18 protein-coding genes are annotated in these 21,225 nt (G+C 72.0%); 15 read left to right on the top strand and 3 right to left on the bottom strand.

Annotation, left to right across the window (positions count from 1 at the left end):
- Positions 1-9: 9 nt before the first annotated feature.
- Positions 10-732, bottom strand: a complete 723-nt coding sequence (locus OG417_RS25765; RefSeq protein ID WP_329261159.1) for a hypothetical protein — start codon at positions 730-732, stop codon at positions 10-12.
- Between the two features lie 239 nt (positions 733-971).
- Between OG417_RS25765 and OG417_RS25770 the strand changes: the two genes are divergently transcribed.
- Both OG417_RS25770 and OG417_RS54435 read left to right on the top strand, forming a co-directional pair.
- Positions 972-1,277: a hypothetical protein gene (locus OG417_RS25770; RefSeq protein WP_329261162.1), complete on the top strand. Its 306-nt coding sequence runs from the start codon at positions 972-974 to the stop codon at positions 1,275-1,277.
- A gap of 411 nt (positions 1,278-1,688) precedes the next feature.
- Positions 1,689-1,943: a DUF3761 domain-containing protein gene (locus OG417_RS54435; RefSeq protein WP_442875763.1), complete on the top strand. Its 255-nt coding sequence runs from the start codon at positions 1,689-1,691 to the stop codon at positions 1,941-1,943.
- Between the two features lie 78 nt (positions 1,944-2,021).
- On the opposite strand, the gene OG417_RS25775 is transcribed toward OG417_RS54435, so the two are convergent.
- Positions 2,022-2,582 carry an EF-hand domain-containing protein gene (locus OG417_RS25775; protein ID WP_329261165.1) on the bottom strand — a complete coding sequence of 187 codons (561 nt, stop codon included), beginning with the start codon at positions 2,580-2,582 and terminating at the stop codon, positions 2,022-2,024.
- A 132-nt stretch (positions 2,583-2,714) separates the two neighbouring features.
- Here OG417_RS25775 and OG417_RS25780 point away from each other — a divergent pair, with 132 nt between their 5' ends.
- Positions 2,715-3,965, top strand: coding sequence for a hypothetical protein (locus OG417_RS25780; protein WP_329261168.1), 1,251 nt, complete (start codon positions 2,715-2,717; stop codon positions 3,963-3,965).
- Positions 3,966-3,984: 19 nt separating this feature from the next.
- Here OG417_RS25780 and OG417_RS25785 read toward each other — a convergent pair whose 3' ends face one another.
- The gene (locus tag OG417_RS25785; protein ID WP_329261171.1) at positions 3,985-6,768 is read right to left on the bottom strand and encodes a glycosyl hydrolase family 95 catalytic domain-containing protein; all 2,784 of its coding nucleotides are present in this window, start codon (positions 6,766-6,768) and stop codon (positions 3,985-3,987) included.
- 208 nt (positions 6,769-6,976) lie between these two features.
- Here OG417_RS25785 and OG417_RS25790 point away from each other — a divergent pair, with 208 nt between their 5' ends.
- The 12 genes from OG417_RS25790 (at position 6,977) to OG417_RS25845 (ending at position 21,213) form a co-directional block, all read left to right on the top strand.
- On the top strand, positions 6,977-7,735 hold the full coding sequence (locus OG417_RS25790) for an SDR family NAD(P)-dependent oxidoreductase (protein ID WP_329261175.1): 759 nt from the start codon (positions 6,977-6,979) through the stop codon (positions 7,733-7,735).
- 3 nt (positions 7,736-7,738) lie between these two features.
- Positions 7,739-9,106: a class-II fumarase/aspartase family protein gene (locus OG417_RS25795; protein WP_329261178.1), complete on the top strand. Its 1,368-nt coding sequence runs from the start codon at positions 7,739-7,741 to the stop codon at positions 9,104-9,106.
- A complete protein-coding gene (locus OG417_RS25800) occupies positions 9,099-10,046 on the top strand; it encodes a thiamine pyrophosphate-dependent dehydrogenase E1 component subunit alpha (protein ID WP_329261181.1) in 948 nt (315 codons plus the stop codon). The genes OG417_RS25795 and OG417_RS25800 overlap by 8 nt, the downstream gene beginning before the upstream one ends.
- A complete protein-coding gene (locus OG417_RS25805; RefSeq protein ID WP_329261184.1) occupies positions 10,039-11,043 on the top strand; it encodes an alpha-ketoacid dehydrogenase subunit beta in 1,005 nt (334 codons plus the stop codon). Before OG417_RS25800 ends, OG417_RS25805 begins: the two co-directional genes overlap by 8 nt.
- 62 nt (positions 11,044-11,105) lie before the next feature.
- Positions 11,106-12,086 (top strand): sugar ABC transporter substrate-binding protein, encoded by a 981-nt coding sequence (locus OG417_RS25810; protein ID WP_329261186.1) that lies wholly within the window; start codon positions 11,106-11,108, stop codon positions 12,084-12,086.
- Complete coding sequence (locus OG417_RS25815) at positions 12,083-13,594, top strand: sugar ABC transporter ATP-binding protein (RefSeq protein WP_329261189.1); 1,512 nt, start codon at positions 12,083-12,085, stop codon at positions 13,592-13,594. The genes OG417_RS25810 and OG417_RS25815 overlap by 4 nt, the downstream gene beginning before the upstream one ends.
- Positions 13,584-14,792, top strand: a complete 1,209-nt coding sequence (locus tag OG417_RS25820; RefSeq protein WP_329261191.1) for an ABC transporter permease — start codon at positions 13,584-13,586, stop codon at positions 14,790-14,792. The genes OG417_RS25815 and OG417_RS25820 overlap by 11 nt, the downstream gene beginning before the upstream one ends.
- The gene (locus OG417_RS25825; RefSeq protein ID WP_329261194.1) at positions 14,789-15,250 is read left to right on the top strand and encodes a VOC family protein; all 462 of its coding nucleotides are present in this window, start codon (positions 14,789-14,791) and stop codon (positions 15,248-15,250) included. The genes OG417_RS25820 and OG417_RS25825 overlap by 4 nt, the downstream gene beginning before the upstream one ends.
- A 16-nt stretch (positions 15,251-15,266) precedes the next feature.
- Positions 15,267-16,112, top strand: a complete 846-nt coding sequence (locus OG417_RS25830) for an amidohydrolase family protein (protein ID WP_329261197.1) — start codon at positions 15,267-15,269, stop codon at positions 16,110-16,112.
- 2 nt (positions 16,113-16,114) lie between these two features.
- Positions 16,115-17,200, top strand: a complete 1,086-nt coding sequence (locus tag OG417_RS25835) for a Gfo/Idh/MocA family protein (RefSeq protein ID WP_329261200.1) — start codon at positions 16,115-16,117, stop codon at positions 17,198-17,200.
- Between the two features lie 11 nt (positions 17,201-17,211).
- Positions 17,212-18,204, top strand: coding sequence for a LacI family DNA-binding transcriptional regulator (locus OG417_RS25840; RefSeq protein WP_329261203.1), 993 nt, complete (start codon positions 17,212-17,214; stop codon positions 18,202-18,204).
- Between the two features lie 129 nt (positions 18,205-18,333).
- Positions 18,334-21,213, top strand: coding sequence for a glycoside hydrolase family 35 protein (locus OG417_RS25845; RefSeq protein WP_329261205.1), 2,880 nt, complete (start codon positions 18,334-18,336; stop codon positions 21,211-21,213).
- The last annotated feature ends 12 nt before the right edge of the window (positions 21,214-21,225 follow it).

Consider the following 21,225-nt stretch of genomic DNA (forward strand, 5'->3'; position numbering starts at 1 on the left):
CCCGCCGACCTATCTCAGGGTCGTGCTCGCCCTGCGTTGAGCCTGCCGGGCAAGGGTCTCGGCGTCCGCCCGGGTCACATTCGTGCCGGTGACGTCGATGTTCGCGAGGTACCCCGGACCGGTGAAGAAGACCTGCCACGAGCGCAGGCGCGTACCGCCGGTCACCTGGTCGGTCCGGATGATCCGCCCGCCGTCTCCGATGTGCAGGGGCTCGTCGGAGACCACGGTGGCCGTGACGGTCGTACCGGCGGCGCGTGCCTTGATGGTCCGGCACGCCTGCGGGACCGGCTGGGTGACCGCCTGCTCGGCCACCGGATCCGGGACCGCGACGAGCACTTCCGAAGGGGACCGCCCGACCTGGGCGAAGCTCACGAAGGCGCTGGGCATGGAGCCGGTGACGTCGATGCCGGTACGGCCCATCGCGTCGCACGACGGGTTACCCGTGGCCTGCGGCGCACCCCCGGAAAGCTTCTTGATCACCGTCTCGTACGGACCGCTGCCCTTGGAGATCGCGGCGGCTCCGGCAGGTGGTTTGATCAGAGCGCCGGCGAGCTGCCGCGCCGTGTATCTCGGCGACGCGGATGCCGGCGTCGCGGACGCCGATCCGCTCCGTCCGCCGTGTGGCGACGCCGTGGTCGGCGCCGCGCTCTTCTCGCCCCCGCCGTGACAGCTCGCCGACGCCGCCACCGCGACCATCACGACGATCGCCGCCCGTGTTGCGCTGGTCCCCATTCGCCACGCTCCCCACTAGCCGATTCGGCGGGGTACTGACTAGGACGCGCGAACGGCGAGCCGCGTTGACGGACATTGACGCGACCGCGAGACGCAGGGCTCCGTACGTGCATGGCCGTGCTAACGGCCCTCAAAGTCCGCGTGATCGCCGGCGGGTCCCACCGCTCGCCGGGCGCCACGAACGTACACACGCGGTAGGCCGCCGGCCGTCTGCGGCGGCTCGCTGGAGAGGAATCGACGTGAAACTCAAGACTCTTGCCGTCGCGGTCGCCACGGGCGCCGCCGCTCTGCTGCCCGCCGCCGCCGTGGCCGCCACCGGCGGCTTCTACTGGAGCCCGGACGGCAGCGGCACACAGTCGGCCTCGCTGCAGAATCCGCAGGCCGGCCACTGCTACACCCTGCGAGGCACCCGGCCACCCTTCTATGCGATCAACGCCACCGACCACACCGTGCACTATTACCGTTCGGCCGGCTGCTCCGGCGAGGCCGGGTCGCTGCCCCCGAGCACGACCGGCAACGTCACCCGGTATGTGAAGTTCGACTGATCGGCCGTACCGCAGCGTGCTGTTCGGCTGAATCGTCATCGCCGCCCGGGTCGGCTGGGCGCTTTCCGGGGCGCGCAGGCCGAACCGCTTCGGGTGCCGTACGCCGACGCCCGCGTGCGGGCGAACAGGACGTCGTACTTCATCCTTCCGGCCCAGCCGGACGTTTCCTCTATGTCCGACAACGGTCACCGCGATCCGGCCCCGTCATCCGCCACGACGCAGCTTGCGTCACACAAGCACCAACGACGGGGAGATGTGATGCGCCGAGTTCTGATCATGCTGCTTGCCGCGTGCACGGCGGGTGCGCTGTTGACGGGGTGTAAGGCACCGCAGGACGCGAGCGGGCCGGCGCCGTCCACGTGGCCGGAGGAGTCGGCTTCGGCGGAGAGCTCGCCGGACCCGGTGCCCTCGATGGTGACGCCGTCGGCTCCGCCCTCGAGTGCGCCACCGAGTTCGTCGCCGCGCAGGACTCATCGGGTCACCCATCGGCCGGTGACGCGTCCCGTGCCCACGCATCGGCGGCCCACGCATCGTGCGTCCGCGCCGAAGGCGCCGTCCAACCCCTCCGGCGCGACCGCGAAATGCAAAGACGGCACGCTGTCCTACTCTCAGCACCACCAGGGCACGTGCTCCCATCACGGCGGCGTCGCGATCTGGTACAAGTAGCCGCCCATCCGCGGATCAGGGGGACGGCCTGCCTCTCCGCGCACGAGGCAGGCTGTACGTTCGGCGGAGGCTCCCGGCTCAGGGGTCGGGAGTCGGGGCCACCAGGACGTGGCCGGGAATGTCGGTGCGTTCGGACCTGTACCAGTCCACGATCGCCGCGGCCCAATGGTCGACCGCGATCCGGCCGTGGCCCGATTCGTCCAGTTCCTCGAACACCGCCTCGCTGTTCGCCCTCGCGAAGCCGCTCGCGGTCATGCAGGTGAGGAAGTCGTCGCGTTCGACGTATCCGTCGTCATCCCGGTCGACCAGCGCGGCCACCGACGTCGCGTAGTCGGTCACGGTGTGTTCGGCGTCTCCGGGGTCGCCCAGCCGGGCGAGGTACTCCTCCCGGCTGATCCGGCCGTCGCCGTCGGCGTCGAGGGTCGCGCGCAGGCCCGCCCAGAAGCGGCGATGCCCGTTCACGACCGCCTGCCCCTTCGCCGACCCGCGCGGCTCGCCCACCGCGCTGAGCACTCTGGTGGCGAGCCGGTCGAAGTCGCTCTCGTCCAGGTAGCCGTTACCGTCGGAGTCGAGTATGCGGAACCGCAGCAGCAGCCGCTCGCGGGCGCCGGAACCGGCCTGCGCGGACTCGTGACCCATGGGGGACCTCCCGATCACCTTTTGTGATCGCCAACTTACATTAGGTGAGCATCAGGGGGAAGGTCCGGTTGTGGCCGTGGCGACGGGTCCGCGGACCGAGGGATCCACCTCCTGAAATGGGACAATGCGGGCATGCGTACGGTCCGGCAGAGTGGCTGGTGGAGGCGCGCGGCCCGGCCGGCCGTGGCGTTAACGCTCATCGCGGGCCTCGGAGGGGCGTGTGCCGATCTACCGGGGGGCGCTCCGCCGGCGGGATGGGACGACGCGTTCCGCCACCCGGAGCTGCCCGAGCGCACGGCGCCGGCCGGCACCTACCCGTGGGTCGAGCCGGATGACCCGTCCGCGGTCAAGGTGTCGGTGGCCGGTGGGCTCATGAACGCCGTCGTGGTCGGTGACGTCATCGTCGTGGCGGATCGGGTCGAAGGCGTGCCCGCCGGCTCGACGGGCGCTCTCGGCGTACGGGTGCGTGGGGTGGACCCGGAAGGGCACACCCTGTTCACGGGTCCGGTCCTGGCGGCCGAGTCCGGCCTGTCGGACGGGCCGGGGCTGCATCTGCTCGGAGACGGCCCCGGGCTCCGTGTCGCCTTCAGCTATCACAAGACCGGTCCCGGCGGGCGGTTGACCTACGTCGACATCTACGACCCGTCCGCGCGAGGGCACGTGCGCCCCCGTACGGTGCGGTTACCCACCGACGAGCAACTGGAATGGGCCGGAGACACCGCCTTCCAGGGCGCGTTGCTCGATGACGGCGGCCCGATCACGATCCTGGACGCCGACGGCACGCTGAGCCCGTGGCATCGCCCGGGATGGTCGCCGGTCGCGGCCACCGGCGACGTCGTCGTCGACGCCCACCGCAGCGACGACAGCCGGCACCAGGGGTTCGAGGTCGTCGACCGCCGTACCGGCCGGGTGCTGTGGTCCGGGCGCGGCCAGACCGTCTACGCCGTGTCCACCCGGGCCGTCATCGCCGGGCACACCCGCCGGCTGATGCTGTCGGACCTGCGCACCGGCGAGGTCCTCGCCCGCGGCGATGACCCCCTGTCCAGTGGCGGCACCCCCTCCGACGCCGACGGCACCCGGCAGCAGGGCGATCTGATCACGACCTGGGAGGTCGCCGGCAGCACGCGCCACCGATGGGTGCACGGCGGCTGGAACGTCGGCTACTACGCCATCTGGCAGGGCGACCTCTACGGCTTCCAGAACCCGGGGAACCCGATGGACGACGACCCGATGGCGCTGTGGATCCCGCCGACCGGGGTTCCGCACCGGTTCCCCGTCACCGGCAAGGCCGCGCCTCTCGGCGTCACCACCGACGGTCACGCCGTCGCCCTCACCGGCACGTTTCGCGGCCATGCCCTGTACGTCCTCCCTCTGCGCCGCTGAGCGGGCCCGCGTCCCGGAGTCAGCCGGTCCGGGCGGTGACGAACGTGACGTAGCTGGAGCCGCCCTGGCCGTCCACGCCCGAGTTCGGTCCCAGGTGTACCTGGCCGGCGGGCATGGTCTTGGCGAACACCGCGAGTGGCCGGTCGCTCGTCTGGACCGTCATGGCGGTGCGCGTGAAGCCCTGGTCGGCGAGCCAGCCCGGCCACCACGATCCCTCGCCGCGGGTGTCGAACGCGACGTACACCGTCGCCGGACGCGCCAGGTCGAGCGTCAGGTAGTCCGCGGGCTCGGTCAGCTGGGAGTCGTCGTTCGCGCCGCGGATCAGGACCGCGCCGTCGAGGGCGTCCGGGAGTCCCGTGACCGTGTAGCCGCGGTCGACGTACGCCGGCGCCCCGACCGCCGCGCGGACCAGGGCGTGCAGCTTGTCCGGCCGCTCGACGGTCACCAGGTCGCTGTTGATCTGCGGCGTGCTGTGCGCGACTCCGAGCGTGCGCTGCCCGAGCGTCTTCACCTTGTCCGCCGGCCGCCCGCCCAGTTCGCCGAATGAGAAGGACGAGTAGGGCTGTGCCGTGCGTTCCAGCAGGTAGCTCGCGCCGCGCTTGACCGGCAGCGCGATCTGCGACGCGGTGGTCGCCGCGACCACGGGCCGGCCGCAGCCGCACGCGCCGTTCACGACCTGGATCCGCTGGCCGGGCCACGGGTTCTGGATCTTCAGCGTGTCCGTGCTGCCGGCCCGGATGCCGACCAGCGAGGGCGAGCCGCCGCGTGTCTCCACGCTGACGCGGTGGCCGCCCGGGATCTGCACGGCGCCCGTGGCGGTCCAGTCCGCCGGCCACGCCGGGGCGATGCGGAGAGTGCCCTGGTAGGACTGCACGAGGGACTCCTGCAACGCGGACGCCACCACGGCTCCCCAGCCGTCGTAGTAACCGCCGCCGCGCGCCGGATCGGAGTTGCGGCTGTGCGAGGCGAAGCCGTTCGGGAAGATCTGGAAGTCGGAGGTGCCCTGGACCAGCAGGTTCTTCATCTCGTCGGCCCGGCCGAGCCGTGCGGCCCAGACCGAGTCCGAGGCCCATTCCCGCGTCTGCACGTAGACGCGGTTGGTGAACGTCGACTGCATGAGCGAGGAGTCGGCGCCGTACAGGCCCCACGGCCACAGCGCCTCCAGGTCGGGGTCCTGGGTGTTGTGCGCCGCCTCGTCCGTGCCCGACCAGGCGAGCACCGGCTGTCCGTTGCGCGTCGCCGTACGGAACGGCGGCAGCTTGGCGACCGCCTGACGAAGCTGCTCGGCGAGGTCGTGGTCGCCGTGCCGATCGGCGAGCCCGGCGACGACCGGGAAGATCGTCCGCATCGCGGCGAGGTCGGGGGTGGGGTCGGTGGTGTCCCACTGCACCTCGAGGGCGTTGACGTGCTGGAGATGCAGGTACCCGTCGTCTCCGGGACGCAGCACGGACAGGTAGAACCGCGCGACATCGCTCATCAGCGGATACCCGGAGTCCAGGAGCGCCTGGTCGCCGGTGTAGCGGTACTGCGACCACAGGTTGGCGACGACCTCCGGGCCGGTCGACAGGATGCGGTTGACCCAGTCCGGATCGGCGCCGCTGTCACACGATCCGGCGGTGCCGTCGAAGCGCAGGAACTCCGGCACGCACACGCCCTTCGCGCCCGGCCAGTGCTCGGCGGTCCACTTCCGCATCTTCGCGAGGCGGTCGAGGTACAGCCGGAAGTAGGGGGTGTTGAGCGCCGCGGTACCGGCCCCGAGGTTGGTGTACACCGGCTGCCGCAGGTTGAAGTGCCACCAGTTGGCCGCCGACCAGTGGATGTCGTCGCGCCAGGGCGAGAACAGGCTGGTGACGCCGCCGTGGCTGCTCGGCACCGCCGAGCGCATCGACGCCGCGGACATGTACAGCTGCATCGCCCGCAGGTTCTCCAGGTACTCTCCGGTGCCGTCCGGTGAGCTGATCTCGATCGGCGCCGCGTCGTTCCAGAACCGGTGCCACCAGCGCAGATGGCCCGCGTCGGCGCCGGCGTCGAACGCTCCGCGCACCGCGGCCCGCGTCGCCTTCGCCACGTCGCCGCCCTTGTACGCCGGGACGCCGACCACGATGCGGAAGCTGCCGTCCTGTCGCGGCTTGAAGCTGAGGTGGACGGTCCGGTCGCCGGTCACCGTCGCGTGCACCTGGCGCCCGTCGGCGGTCATGGCGGCGATCGCGCCCGACGTGGTGCCGGAGGGCTCGTCGTGGAAGGTCTCGGCCAGTGCGGCCACGCCGCCCGACGCGTACGTGACGGGACTGCGGCCCTGCCACAGCTTCAGGTCGGCGGTCTGGGTCCGGCCGGGGTCGGCGCCGGTGACGTCCAGCACGAACTGGTCCGTGCCGGCACGGACGTGCGCGTGCGCCGTCATGCCCCCGCCGCGCTGGTCCAGGTCGGCGTCGTACAGGCCGAGCCGGCCGCGGTAGTCGGCGGAGCTCATCAGCGGGAACAGTCCTGGGACGACCAGCTGTCCCGCGCCCTTGAGGTCGGGGAACGTGTCGCCGCGGTTGAACTGCGCGGTGAGCCCGTCCTCGGACCAGACCGCGGCGCCGAGCCGGCCGTTGCCGAGCGGCATGCTCTGGTAGTTCTGCCACGGCGGGCTCTGCAGGACGAGGTCCGAGCGCGACACCACGCCGCGCGGATCCGTCTGCAACGCGCCGTGCCGCCAGGCCGTCGTGGGTGGTGACGCGGCGACGGCTGGAGCGACGGGGGCCACCATCGCCGTCGTGACCGCCGCGCAGGCGATGAGAATCGAGAACCGGCCGCGCCTCATGACAAATGCACCTCGGAGGTCAATCGATTGACTGAGGTCGAGCGTTCCGGATTGTGGCCCGTTGCCGCGGAACCGTCAAGACCTCGCCGCCTCGACCGGCGGCCGAAGGCGAGAATCGGACGAACGCCCCAACTGCCCCCTTGTTTTGGTCCTGTTCCCGCTGTTACGTTCCAGTCAATCGTTTGAACGAGCGAAGGAGGACGCCCGGATGGGGGTCGCGATCGACCTGGCGGGGCGTACGGCGCTGGTCACCGGTGCGGCGGGAGGTCTCGGGTCCGCGTGCGCCAGGGCACTGGCCGAGGCAGGGGCCGACCTGGTCCTCACCGATCTGGACGAGGACCGTGTCGCGGCGAGCGCGGCCGGCCTCGGGGCGCGCGTCCGTGCGGCCGACCTGGCCGACCTGGACCAGGCGAGGGCGCTGGTCGAGGAGATCGGTGAGCTGGACATCCTGGTGAACTGCGCGGGGATCATGCGGACCACGCCGTTCCTGGAGGTGTCACCGCAGGAGTGGCGGCGGATCGTCGACGTGAACCTCAACGCGACGTTCTGGATCACACAGGCGGTCGGCCGCCGGATGGTCGAGCGGGGCCGCGGGTCGATCGTGACGCTGGCCTCCGTCGCCGCGCGGTCCGGACGGCCGAACGCCCCGCACTACTCGGCCACCAAGACCGCGCTGCTGTCCCTGACGAAGTCGGCCGCCGAGGCGTTCGCGCCGGTACGGGTCAACGCGGTGTGTCCCGGCGTCTTCCTCACGCCCATGTGGGAGGAGATCATCGCCGACCGGGACCGGCGGTTCGGCGACGGAGCCGGACAGGGCTATCTGAAGGAGGTCGGCGACCGGGCGCCGCTGCGCCGCCCCGGCCGCGCGGAGGAGCTCGCGTCCGTGGTGCTGTTCCTGGTCAGCGACCTCGCGTCGTACGTGACCGGGCAGGCGCTCAACGTCGATGGCGGACTGGAGATGGACTGACGGATGGCGACGCCGAGGATGACGCAGACCTTCAAGCTGCTGCCCGAGTTGTTCGGCGACGGCGGCATGGCGGATGTCTTCTCCGCCGAGAGCACCGTGTCGGCGTGGCTGCGGGTCGAGGCCGCGCTCGCGCGGGCGCAGGCCGACGCGGGAGTGCTCACCGAGAGCGACGCCGAGGCCATCGCCGGAGCGTGCGTGCTCACCAACATCGACCTGGAGCGCCTCTGGCGTGAGGCGGTCAACGTGGGGTACCCGATCCTTCCGCTGGTCCGGATGATCGCGGCCGCGCTGCCCGAGGGCCCCAACGGCCGGGTCCACTACGGCGCCACGACCCAGGACATCATGGACAGTGCCCTGTCTCTTCAGATGGGGGAGGCGCTGGACCGCCTGCTCGTGCTGCTCGGGGAGTTCGGTGACGCGCTCTCCCGGCTGGTCGAGGAGCACGCGGGCACCGTCATCGCCGCGCGTACCCATGCCCAGCAGGCGGTTCCCACGACGTTCGGGGCCAAGATCGCCGTACTGCTCGCGGAGGTGACGCGGCAGCGCGAGCGGCTCAGGGCCGCCGCGCGGACCGTACGGATCGTCTCGCTCTTCGGCGCCGGCGGCACCTCCGCGGCGCTGGGCGCGCAGGCCGCCACGGTCCGGAAGGGCATGGCGCTGCGGCTCGGCCTGCGCACCACCGACGTGCCCTGGCACGTGGCCAGGGACGGCGTCGTCGAGTTCGGCGTCGCCTGTGCGGGGGTGACCGCGACGGCCGCGCGGTTCGCACGTGAGGTCGTCGACCTGTCCCGGACGGAGGTCGCCGAGGTCCGCGAGGCGGGCGGTCACCACCGTGGCGCCTCCTCCACGATGCCGCAGAAGGCCAACCCGATCGGCTGCGAGGCGATCATCGGCATGTCCGGCACCGCCGGAGCGCTCAGCTCGGCCCTGTTCCGCGCGATGGAGGCGGGCCATGAGCGGGCGGCGGGGGAGTGGCAGGTGGAGTGGTACGTCGTGCCGCAGCTCGCGGAGCTCGGCGCCGGCGCGCTGGCCACCGCCGCGCAGGTCGCCGGCGGACTGCGGGTCTTCCCCCAGGCCATGAGGGACAACCTCGAAGCCGAGGGCGGACTGATCATGGCCGAGGCCTACATGATGCGGCTCGCTCCGGCGCTCGGCCGGGAGCGGGCCCACGACCTGGTGTACGAGGCGGCCGGCCGGGCCCGGGCCGAGCGCCGGACGCTGGCGGAGACCCTGCGAGAGCTGGCCACCCCCGGCGACGCGGCGGTCCTCGGCGAGTTGTCCATCACCCCCGACTCCTATCTCGGGGACGTCGAGGCGATCTGCACGGCCGCGCTGGCGGCATGGCGAAAGGAGGGTGTCGACGGTGAGTGAGCGGCGGCTCGCGGACCTGCTGGCCATGTGGCGGATCCGCGCTTTCGAGGAAAAGGTGCGCGACCTGCGGGCCGAGGGGTCGATCGTCGGCTCCGTGCACCTGTGCATCGGCCAGGAGGCCATCCCGGTCGGTGCCTGCGACGCCCTCGAACCGGAGGACGCGCTGTTCGCGACGTACCGCGGCCACGGCTGGGCGATCGCCAGGGGCGTGCCCGTCACTCCGCTGTTCGCCGAGCTCATGGGCCGGGCCACCGGCGTGAACGGCGGGCGGGGCGGCTCGGCCTACTTCACCGCGGCCGACCACGGCTTCCACGGGGAGAACTCCATCGTCGGCGCGGGCGCGCCCATCGCGTGCGGCGCGGCGCTCGCGGGCCGGTACGACGGCTCCGGGCGCGCGGCGGTGACGGTGTTCGGCGACGGCGCGATGAACCAGGGCGCGGTGCACGAGGCGATGAACTTCGCCGCGGCCTTCGACCTGCCCGTGGTCTTCGTCTGCGAGAACAACGGCTACTCGGAGCTGACGCCGATCGCCGACATGGTCCGCAGCGACCGCCTCGCGGGCCGGGCGGCGGCGTACGGCATGCCCGGCCACCGGGTCGACGGCAACGACGCCGAGGCGGTCCGGTTCCACATGCGTGACGCGCTGGAGGTCGCGCGCGAGGGAGGCGGGCCGACGTTGCTGGAGTGCGTGACCGAACGCCTCGTGGGCCACTACATCGGCGACGCCGAGACCTATAGGCGCCCGGGGGAGATGGATCGGATCCGGCGAAGAGAGCCGATCGCCCGGCTGCGCGAGGGTCTGCTGGCCGACGGTGTTCCCGCCGCGGAGATCGACGCGGTCGAGACGCGGGCCAGAGCCGAGATGGACGCGGCCGCCCGTACCGCCCTGGCGGCGCCGCTCGCCGACCCGGCGACCGTGAAGGAGCACCTGTATGCCTGAGACCGGGACCGGTGAGGTCCGCAAGCTCTCCTACGGCGAGGCGGTGAACGCCGCCCTGCACCGCCTGATGGAGGAACTCCCCGAGACCCTGGTCTACGGCGAGGACGTCGGCGAGCCCGGAGGCGTCTTCGGCGTGACCCGCGGGCTGCGCAAGCAGTACGGGGCCCGCGCGTTCGACACCCCGATCAGCGAGTCGGCGATCCTCGGCAGTGCGGTCGGGGCGGCGATGATGGGCCGGCGCCCGATCGTCGAGATCATGTGGGCGGACTTCTCGCTCGTCGCCCTCGACCAGATCGTGAACCAGGCCGCGAACGTCCGGTACGTCTCGAACGGCCGGCTCAGCGCCCCGTTGACCATCCGCACCCAGCAGGGCGGCGCGCCGGGTGCGTGCGCACAGCACAGCCAGTGCCTCGAGGCCCTCTTCCTGCACGTCCCGGGCCTTCGGGTCTGCATGCCGTCCACGCCGCAGGACGCCTACGACCTGCTGGTGACGGCGGTGCACAGCGACGACCCGGTGCTGGTGGTGGAGAACCGGACGCTCTACTTCGGGCCGAAGGAGGAGGTGCGGGTCGGCGGCGAGCCGGGTCCGATGGGCGGGGCGCGCGTCCGCCGCTCCGGCGCCGACGCCACGGTCGTCACGTGGGGTGCGATGACCGTCCGGGTGCTCGAGGCCGCGGAGTCCCTCGCCGGTGAGGGCCTCGACGTGGAGGTGCTGGAGACACCCTGGCTCAACCCGTTCGACACGGACGCGGTCACGGCGAGCGCCACCCGCACCGGCCGGCTCGCGGTGGTGCACGAGGCCAACGTCACCGGAGGGTTCGGCGCCGAGGTCGTGGCGCGCGTCACGGAGTCGGGGGTACCCCTGTCGGCTCCGCCGGTCCGCGTCGGAACCCGCGACACGCGGATGCCGGCCGCGCCGGCCCTGGCGCAGGCACTCGTGCCCGACCCCGCGCGCATCGCGCGAGAGCTGCGGGCGCTCGTCCGAGGGACGTCGTAACAGGCCGTCCCGCAGCCTCGGGGGGCTTTCATAGTCAATCGTTTGACCATTCAGGAGAACCCGTGCGCAAGCCATTCCTCGTCGCGGTCGCCCTCGCGGCCGCCGTGACCGCCTGCAGCAGTTCGTCCGGTTCCACGTCCGCGCAAGGCGGCGGGAAGAAGCACTACACGATCGGCGTCTCGAACCTCGGCCTGAGCTTCCCCTTCCCCGCGGCGATCAGCAAGGGGATCAAGGAGGAGGCGGCCACGCTCGGCGTCAAGCTCGTCGAGCTGGACGCGCAGGGCAAGGCCGACAAGCAGAGCAACGACGTCCAGGACCTGATAGCCCAGCAGCCGGACGGGGTCCTCCTGCTGCCCGTGGACTCCGGTGTCGCCCAGGGGCTGGCGGACCGGCTCAGCGCCGCGAAGATCCCGACCGTCGCCGTGGCCTCGCAGGTCGGCGACCCCAAGCAGCGCAAGCTCAAGGACGTCTACCCGAGCCTGGTCGCGCTGGCCACCCAGGATGAGTACGCCGCCGGCGCCCAGGCGGGGCAGCTCGCGGCCGAGATCGTGCCCGGCGGCGGGAAGATGGCCGTCGTGGAGGGCCAGGCGGGCTTCGCCGAGGTCACGAACCGCTGGCAGGACTTCCCCCAGGCGGCCGCGTCCAAGGGCGGGACGTTCACCGTGGTGGCCCGGCAGCCGGGCGACTGGGTTCAGGACAAGGCCCAGTCGGCGTGCCAGAACATGCTGGCCTCCCACGGCGACATCGGTCTGTTCTACGCCGAGTCCGACGACATGTCGGTCGGCTGCGCCAAGGCGGTCTCGGCCGCCGGCTCCAAGGCGAAGGTCATCGGCATCGGCGGCAGCAAGCTCGGCATCGACGCGATCAGGTCGGGCCAGGTCGCCGGCACCGTCTGCTTCAAGCCCGAGGACCTCGGCAAACTCGCGCTGAACACGCTCTACCAGGACCTGACCGGCCAGAAGAAGCAGAAGGCCGCGTTCGTGACCTACGACACGCCGGTCATCACCAAGGACAACCTCAACGACTGCACACCGCAATGGTGACCACGCTGCTGTCCCTCGACGGCGTCGGCAAGGCGTTCCCGAGCGGCACCGTCGCCCTGCGGGACGCCCGGCTGGACGTCCGGCGCGGCAGCGTCCACGGTCTCGTGGGCGCCAACGGGGCCGGCAAGTCCACGATGATCAAGGTCATCGCCGGTGCGCACGCTCCGACGGCCGGCACGCTGCGCTGGAAGGGCGAGGAGGTCCGCTGGAGGAATCCCGGCGCCGCTCGCAACGCCGGCATCGCCACGATCATGCAGCACGTGCCGCTGGCACCGGCGCTGACGGTCCTGGAGAACGTCTTCCTCGGCAGCCCGGGCCCCTGGCGGCTCCAGCGCGGGCGGCGCGTGGAGCTGGACCGGCTGCTGGACCGCGTGGGCTACGCGATCGACCCCGACGCCGAAGTGGCCGACCTGGCCATCGGCGAGCGGCAGATGGTGGCGATCCTCCAGGCGCTGGCCACCGGCGCCGAACTCGTCGTCATGGACGAGCCGACGGCCTCGCTCGCCGACGCCGAGCGTCAGGTGGTCTTCGACGTGGTACGGCGGCTTTCCGCGCAGGGCACCGCGTTCCTGTACGTCTCGCACTTCCTCGATGAGGTGCTCGACCTGACGGACCGGGTGACGGTGCTGCGGGACGGCACCGTGGTGGAGGACGGCGAGACCGCCGCGTACGACGAGGACCGGCTCGTCCAGGCGATCGTCGGCCGGGACCTGCTCGCCGCCGAACGCCGTACGCCCGCGCCCGTCGCGGCCGACCGCCCGCCGTTGCTCACGGTCCGCGACCTCGACTCGCCGGCCGGCGTTCACCGGGTCTCCTTCGAGGTACGGCCCGGTGAGGTCGTCGGCCTCGCCGGACTCCTCGGCTCCGGCCGGTCGGAGATCCTGCACGCGGTCTACGGGGCCGACCCGCGTGCGCGTGGCGAGGTGCTCGTCGACGGGCGGCGCGTTCGCCGCGGACCCCGCGCGGCCGTCGCCGCCGGCATGGCGCTCGTCCCCGAGGACCGGAACGCGCAGGGCCTGGTGGGCGCGTTCCCGATCTGGAAGAACATCTCCCTGCCCGACCTGTGCTCGCTGGCCTCGGGCCGGGCCCTGCCGCGGGAGGGGGCCGAGCGCCGGCTCGCCGCCCGGGCCATCGAGGATCTCGGCATCGTCTGCCCGGGACCCGACGCCGCCGTCACCGAGCTGTCCGGCGGCAACGCGCAGAAGGTCGTGTTCGGCAAGTGGCTGTACGGCGGTGCCCGGGTCTTCCTGCTCGACGAACCCACGGCCGGGGTCGACGTCGGCGCCAAGGCCGACATCCTCGACCTCATCCGCGGCTTCACCGCCGAGAACGGCGCCGTGCTCATCGTGAGCAGCGAGTTCGAGGAACTGCTCGCCGTGGCGACCCGCGTTCTCGTCGTCCGCGACGGGCGCGTCGTCGCCGAGCGCGCGGCTCATGAGACCTCCGAGGAGGAACTGCTGATGCTCGCCAATGGTTTCGACGGCGGAGGAGCTCCGGATGACGATTGAGAAACCCGCGGCCCGCTCGCGGCTGGCCGCCGCGTTCCGGCCCGGCAACGCCGGTGTCGTCTACGCCCTCGTGCTCATCATCGTCGTGCTGACCGTCCTGTCGGCCCAGATGGGCCGGCCGAGCTACCTGTCGGCGACCAACATCACCAACATCCTCGACCAGTCGTCGCTGGTCGCGATCCTCGCCGTCTTCACGACGGTCGTGCTGATCAGCGGGAACTTCGACCTGTCCATCGCCTCGGTCGCGGCGTTCTCCGCGGCCACCGCGCTCAGCCTGGTCAGCTCGCTCGGGCTGCCGCTGGCCATGGCCATCGCCCTGGGCGCCGGTCTCGTGTGCGGTGTCGTCAACGGCGTGATCGTCCAGCTCGTGGGCATCAACGCGTTCATCGTGACGCTCGGCACCATGACGGCCGTCCGCGGCCTGGTGCTCATCGTCACGGACGGCCGTACGATCACCGCCAAGGACCCCGACGCGCAGCGGTCGCTGATCGCGCTGCAGGCCGGCTACTGGACGCTCACGCACCTCCTGGCGATCATCGGTGTCATCGCGCTGGTGGCCGGGGCCGTCGTGCTGATCCGCCGGAAGGACCGGAGAGTGGGCGGCGTCGCGGTGGCGGCGGGCGTCGTGCTGATCGCGCTCGACCCGCTGCTCGGGTACCAGGTGCGGCTCAGCAAGCCGACCTACTACCTCATCCTCATCGCCGCCGTCACGTGGGCCGTGCTGCGCTACACCGTGATCGGCCGCCGCCTGTACGCGGTGGGCAGCAACGCCGAGGCGGCCCGCCTGTCGGGCATCAACGTCAACCGGTACAAGATCGGCGCGTTCGTCCTCAACGGGCTCGGGTCCGGGTTCGTCGGCGTGCTCTTCGCCGCGAAGCTGCTCGCCATCAACCCGACCGGCCTGAACGGCACCGAGCTGACCGTCCTCGCGGCGGCCATCCTCGGCGGCACCTCACTGTTCGGCGGCGTGGGCAGCGTGCTGAAGTCCGTGGTCGGCGCGCTGATACTTTTCACTCTCGACAACGGCTTCAACGTGCTGAACCTGGGCGCCAACTACCAGGGGGTCATCGTCGGTACGGTCCTCATCGTGGCCGCCGCGATCTACACGATCGCCGGCCGGAAACGCCAGACCCGCGGGCGCGGCGCGGCGGCACGGGCCGCCGCACCCGGCCCCAAGAAGGAGGAAGCCCTGCGATGAACGGGGTCTGGCACTTCTCCTTCACCGTCGCGGACCTCGACCGGTCGGTGGCCTTCTACCGGGATCTGCTCGGCTTCACCCTCGTGCACCGGCAGGACCAGGACAACGACTACACGCGCCGGCTCGTCGGCTATCCCGACGCGGTGCTGCGCGTGGCGCAGCTCGCCGTGCCCGGCCAGCCCCGCGGCGTCTCCACCCACGACCTGGAGCTCGTGGAGTACATGCGGCCACGGGGCGCGCCCCGGGACCCCGCGCGGCACCTGCCGGGCGCCGCCCATCTGGCCCTCACCGTCGAGGACGCACGGGCGGAGCACGCCCGGCTGTCCTCGGCGGGGGTGCGGTTCGTGTCACCCCCGAACGAGATCACCGCGGGAGTCAACGCGGGCGGGGCGGCCTGCTACTTCCTCGATCCCGATGACATCACGCTGGAGCTCGTCCAGCCTCCGCCGGCCACCTGATGGGAGAGAGAGCCGAATGGTCGTGATCGACGCTCACCTGCACTTCTGGGACCTGGAGACGGGCTCCTACCCGTGGCTGACGCCCGCCTCCGGGTCGATCTTCCGCACCTTCGCGCCCCCGGAGGTGCTGCCACAGCTCGACGCCGCGGGCGTGGATCGCGTCGTCCTCGTGCAGGCCGCCGACACCTACGCCGACACCGACGCGATGCTCGCGCAGGCCGACGCCCACGACGACGTCATCGCCGCCGTCGTCGGCTGGGTGCCGCTGAACCGCCCGGACGAGGCCGCCCGGGCCCTGGAGCGGTACGCCGCGCATCCGAAGTTCGCCGGGGTGCGGCATCTCATCCACGACGAGAGCGACCCCGACTGGGTGGTGCAGGACGCGGTGATCGAGGGGCTCGGCCTGCTCGCCGAGGCGGGCCTGCCGTTCGACGTGGTCGCGGTGCTGCCACGGCACCTGGAGCACGTGGCGGTGCTCGCCGAACGCGTCCCGGGCCTGCGCATGGTCATCGACCATCTCGCCAAGCCGCCGATCAGGGAGAAGGGGTGGGAGCCGTGGGCCTCGCTCCTCGCCCGCGCCGCCGAGTGCCCCGGGGTGTACGCCAAGGTCTCCGGGCTGAACACGGCCGCCGACCCCGAGACCTGGACCGCCGAGGACCTGCGGCCGTACGTCGACCACGCGCTCGGGGTCTTCGGGCCCGAGCGGCTGATGTTCGGGGGTGACTGGCCGGTCGCGACACTGGCCGGCGACTACGCCAAGGTATGGGAGGAGACCGGCGTGCTGCTGCGCGACCTGCCGGACACCGAGCGAGCCGCCGTCCTGGGCGGCACCGCCGCGCGCTTCTACGGCATCGGGAGCTGACCGTGCTCGACGTCTTCGCCCCCATCGCCGCCGCCGTCGACCTCACCATCCCGCCCGAGCATCGGCTGCCCGTCGCCGTCGTCGGCGCGGGCGCCATCGTCGACGTCGCCCACCTGCCCGCCTACCGCGCGGCCGGGCTCGAGATCACCGGCCTGTTCGACCTCGATGCCGGCAAGGCGCGGGCCACGGCGGACCACCACGGCATCGAGCGGGTCTACGGATCACTGGAGGAGCTGCTCGCCGACGAGCGGGTGGCCGTCGTGGACATCGCGGTCGCGCCGGACGCCCAGCCGGGCATCGCCAGGACCGCGATCGAGGCCGGCAGACACCTGCTCTGCCAGAAGCCCTTCGCGCCCGACGCCGCCACCGGCCGCGAGCTGGTCGACGCCGCCCGCGAGCGCGGCGTGAAGGTCGCGGTCAACCAGCAGCTGCGCTTCGACGAGGGCATCGCCGCCGCGCGGGCCATGGTCCGGGCCGGCTGGATCGGCGAGCCGACGGCCATGACGTTCACCGTGAACATCTTCACCGACTGGAGCGCGTGGGACTGGCTCGTGGCCTCCGACCGACTGGAGATCGCCTACCACTCGATCCACTACCTGGACGCGATCCGTTCGATCCTCGGCGATCCGGAACGCGTGTTCTGCACGGGCAGCCGTACGCCCGGCCAGCTCGCCAAGGGCGAGACCCGGACGATGAGCACGCTGGTCTATCCGGGCGACGTACGCGCGCTGGTCCACGCCACGCACGAGAACCGGACGGGCGACTACGAGGCCGCCTTCCGCATCGATGGCTCCGAGGGGGCGATCAAGGGAACCCTCGGGCTGCTCTACGACTACCCGCACGGGCGTCCCGACACCCTGGAGGTCAACAGCCGGACCCTGCCGACCGACGGCTGGCTGCCCTACCCGGTGACCACGCGCTGGCTGCCCGACGCGGTCGCCGGCCCGATGGGGTCGCTGCTGGCCGCGATCGCCGAGGACGGCGAGCCGGAGACGACGGCGGCGGACAATCTCCGTACTCTCGATCTCATGGACGCGCTGTATCGATCCATGCGGACCGGAGAGAGTGAAAGACTCCTGTCGTTATGAGAACGGCCCGTGTGACTCTGGCGGACGTCGCCGCGATGGCCAAGGTGGACCGCGCGGTCGTGTCCCGGGTGGTCAACGACGATCCCACCCTCAACATCCGGCCGGAGACCCGTCAGCGGGTCCTGGCGGCGATCAAGGAGCTGGGTTACCGGCCCAACGTGACGGCCCGCAGCCTCCGCACCGCGCGGGCCCACATGTTCGGGCTGTTCATCCCCGACTTCGCCAACCCCGTCTACGCCGAGATCATCAAGGGCGCCGAGGCCGCGGCGGCGGCCCTGGGCTGCGTGCTGGTCACCGGCAGCGCCACCGGCGCCGGGCTGGTCGGCTACATGGACCTGCTCGGCCCCGGCCGGATCGACGGGCTGCTGCTGGCGGGGTCGGGGGAGGACACCGGGCTGATCGAGCAGCTCGACCGCGCGGCCGTGCCCTGGATCATGCTCAACCGCCGCAGCCCGGCCGTCGAGCGCTACGTGATCCTGGACGACGAGCGCGCGGCCCGGCTCGCCGTCGGGCATCTCGTCGGGCTCGGCCACCGCCGCATCGCCCACCTCGCCGGTCCCTCCGGCGCGGACACGGCGCAGCGGCGGTTCGCCGGCTACTCCGCGGCGATGCGTGAGGCCGGGCTGCCCGACGGGCCGATCGCCGCCGCCGACTACACGCCGGCCGGCGGGGCCGCGGCCATGGGCTCGCTGCTCGCCGACCCCGACCCGCCGACCGCCGTCTTCGTGGCGAATGTGGCCTCGGCCATCGGCGCGATGGAACGCCTGCGCGAGGCCGGGCTGGAGATCCCCCGCCAGATGTCCATCGTGGCGGTGCACGACCTCGACCTCGCCAGCTACCTGGCGCCGCCCCTGACCACGGTGCGGATGCCGCTGGAGGAGCTCGGCCGTCGTGGCGTCTCGCTGCTGAACGGCCTCAAGCCCGACGACAGCGTCGAGGAGATCCTCGCCGGCCCGATGGCGCTGATCACGCGGGCCTCCACCGCTCCTCCGTCCCACGACTGACGATCACGCGCCCCGGGCGCCGTGCTCGGTGCCGACGTCGGCCAATTTGGATCAAACGATTGACCGGCGCGGCACCACACGATAGGACCGGGGTTTAGGAAAACCTTTTCCCGACGAAGGGATGGGCCGATGGCGATCCGGCGGCCTCTTCTGGCCCTGGTGCTCGCGTGCCTGCTGACGACCGGGCTGCTCTCCGCGCCCGCGCACGCCGAGCGCGAGGGGCGGCACACGGTCGGCTTCGACCGCTACTCGCTGACGATCGACGGCCAGCGGGTCTACCTGTGGTCCGGCGAGTTCCACTACTGGCGGCTGCCCAGCCCCGCCCTGTGGCGTGACGTGCTGGAGAAGATGAAGGCCGCCGGGTTCAACGCGGTGTCCATCTACTTCGACTGGGGTTACCACTCACCGCGCCGGGGCGTGTACGACTTCACCGGGGTCCGCGACGTCGACCGGCTGCTGGACATCGCCGACCAGGTCGGGCTGTACGTCATCGCCCGCCCGGGCCCGTACATCAACGCCGAGACCGACTCCGGCGGCTTCCCCGGCTGGCTGACGACCCTCAAGGGCAAGGCCCGCTCCACCGATCCGGCCTACCTCGCCGCCGCGAACGAGTGGCTGGGAGAGATCGACCGGATCCTGGCCCGCCACCAGGTCACCGACGGCCGCGGCCCCGTGCTCCTCTACCAGGTGGAGAACGAGCTCTACAGCGTCAAGCAGAGCGAGGAGGAGAGCCGGGCGTACCTGAGCGCGCTGGAGAAGAAGGTCCGCTCCGACGGCATCACGGTGCCGTTCACCGGCGCGAACGACGCCAGGTTCACCTCCGGCACGGGCGCCGTCGACATGGAGGGCTACACCGTCTACCCGCAGAGCTTCGACTGCGCCGAGCCCGGCCAGTGGAAGCCGGTCCCGTCCGACTACGGGCAGTACCGCGCGGGGCTCCCCGACACGCCGGTGAACTTCGCCGAGTTCCAGGGCGGGGCGTTCGACGAGTGGGGCGGCGCGGGCCATGAGAACTGCCGGACGCTGACCGGCCCCGACTTCGAGCGGGTCTTCGAGGAGGCCAACCTCGCCGCGGGCGCGACGATCCAGAACTTCTACATGACCTACGGCGGCACCAACTGGGGCTGGCTCGCCACGGACTTCGACTACACCTCCTACGACTACGGCGCCGCGATCGACGAGGCGCGCCGGCTCACCCCCAAGTACACCGAGCAGAAGCTCCTCGGCTACCTGGTCCAGTCCGTGGCCCCGCTGCGTACGACGGATCCGCTCACCACCGCGCCGCCGGACGACGGCGCGATCCGGATGGACGCGCGGGTCGACCCGAACACGGGGACGCGGTTCTACGTCGTGCGCCACGCCGACTCCACCTCCACCGCCGACGACCGGACGCACCTCGCGCTCGATCTCGGCGCGGCGGGCCGCTACCCGACCGTGCCGAGCGCGCCCGGTACCGCGCTCACCCTCGCGGGGCGTGACTCGAAGCTGCTCGTCGCCGCATACCGTTTCGGCGGCCAGGAGCTGGTCTACTCGACCTCGGAGCTGATGACGCAGGGGACGTTCGCCCAGCCCTCGGGCACCGGCAAGCGCGACATCGCGGTGCTGTACGGGCGCCACGGCGAGGACGGAGAGACCGTGCTGCGCTACGCCTCCAAGCCCAAGGTCACCGTGCTGTCCGGCTCGGTGCGGTCGAGCTGGGACGCCGGCCGGCACGACCTCCGCCTCGACTACGAGCACGACGGCCTGGCCCGCGTGCTCGTCCACGGCGGGACGCGCGACCTGCTGCTGCTGATCGGCGACGACCAGGCCGCCGGGACCTTCTGGCGGGCCGACACGAGCGCCGGCCCGGTCCTGGCCCGCGGTCCCTACCTGGTGCGCGGGGCATCCGTCTCGGGCCACGGCGCGGAGGTCGCGCTGACCGGCGACACCGACCGGGCCGGGCCGCTGGAGGTCTTCGCCCCGCAGGGCGCGCGTTCGGTGCGCTGGAACGGCCGTCCGGTCCGCATGACGCCGACGAGCTCCGGCAGCCTCGGCGGACAGCTGGCCGGGCCGCGCCCGGTGTCGCTGCCGGCGCTGACGAACTGGAAGTACCGCTACGAGACGCCGGAGGCCCAGCCGGGCTTCGACGACTCCGCCTGGCCGGCCGCCGACCACACAACGACGGACAATCCGTACTGGGACAAGACGGCGCCGGTCCTGTACCCGGACGACTACGGCTTCCACCACGGCGACGTGTGGTACCGCGGCCACTTCACCGCCACCGGAGGCCAGACCGGCATCACGCTGTCCGCCACGGTCACCGACCACGGCGCCTACGCGGTCTGGCTCAACGGCCACTACCTCGGCAGCGGCGGCGACGGGAACAAGAACTTCGCCTTCCCCGCCTCGGCGCTGCGCCCGGGGGCGGACAACGTCGTGTCCGTGCTGGCCGAGAACATGGGCCACGACCAGGACCGGGCCGCCGACGACTCGTACCGGGAGCCGCGCGGTCTCACCGGCGCCGCGATCACCGGCTCGTCCGCGACGATCAAGTGGCGGATCCAGGGCAACCAGGGCGGCGAGAACCCGGCCGACCGGGTGCGCGGCCCGTACAACAACGGCGGGCTGTACGGGGAGCGGGCCGGCTGGTCCCTGCCCGGCCGTCAGGACGCCGGCTGGCCGACGGTGAGCCTGCCGCACGCGGAGCCGACCCCCGGCGTGGGCTGGTACCGGACGACGTTCCGGCTGAACGTCCCCAAGGGACAGGACGCACCGATCGGGCTCAAGATCGACGACGACGCGGCACGGCACTACCGGGCACTGATCTTCGTCAACGGCTGGCAGGCCGGCCGGTACATCAACGACGTGGGTCCGCAGCACGTGTTCCAGGTACCCGCCGGAATCCTGCGGACCGACGGCGAGAACACCGTCGCGATCGCGGCCTGGGGCCTGGACGGCTCCGGCGGGCTCGGTGACGTCTCGCTCGTGCGGGAGGGCGACTACGCCGGTCCCGTCTCCTCCTCGCGATGAAAGGACTCTCCC

The organism is Actinoallomurus sp. NBC_01490, from assembly GCF_036227085.1.
In the GTDB taxonomy this organism is placed as follows: Bacteria; Actinomycetota; Actinomycetes; order Streptosporangiales; family Streptosporangiaceae; genus Actinoallomurus; species Actinoallomurus oryzae.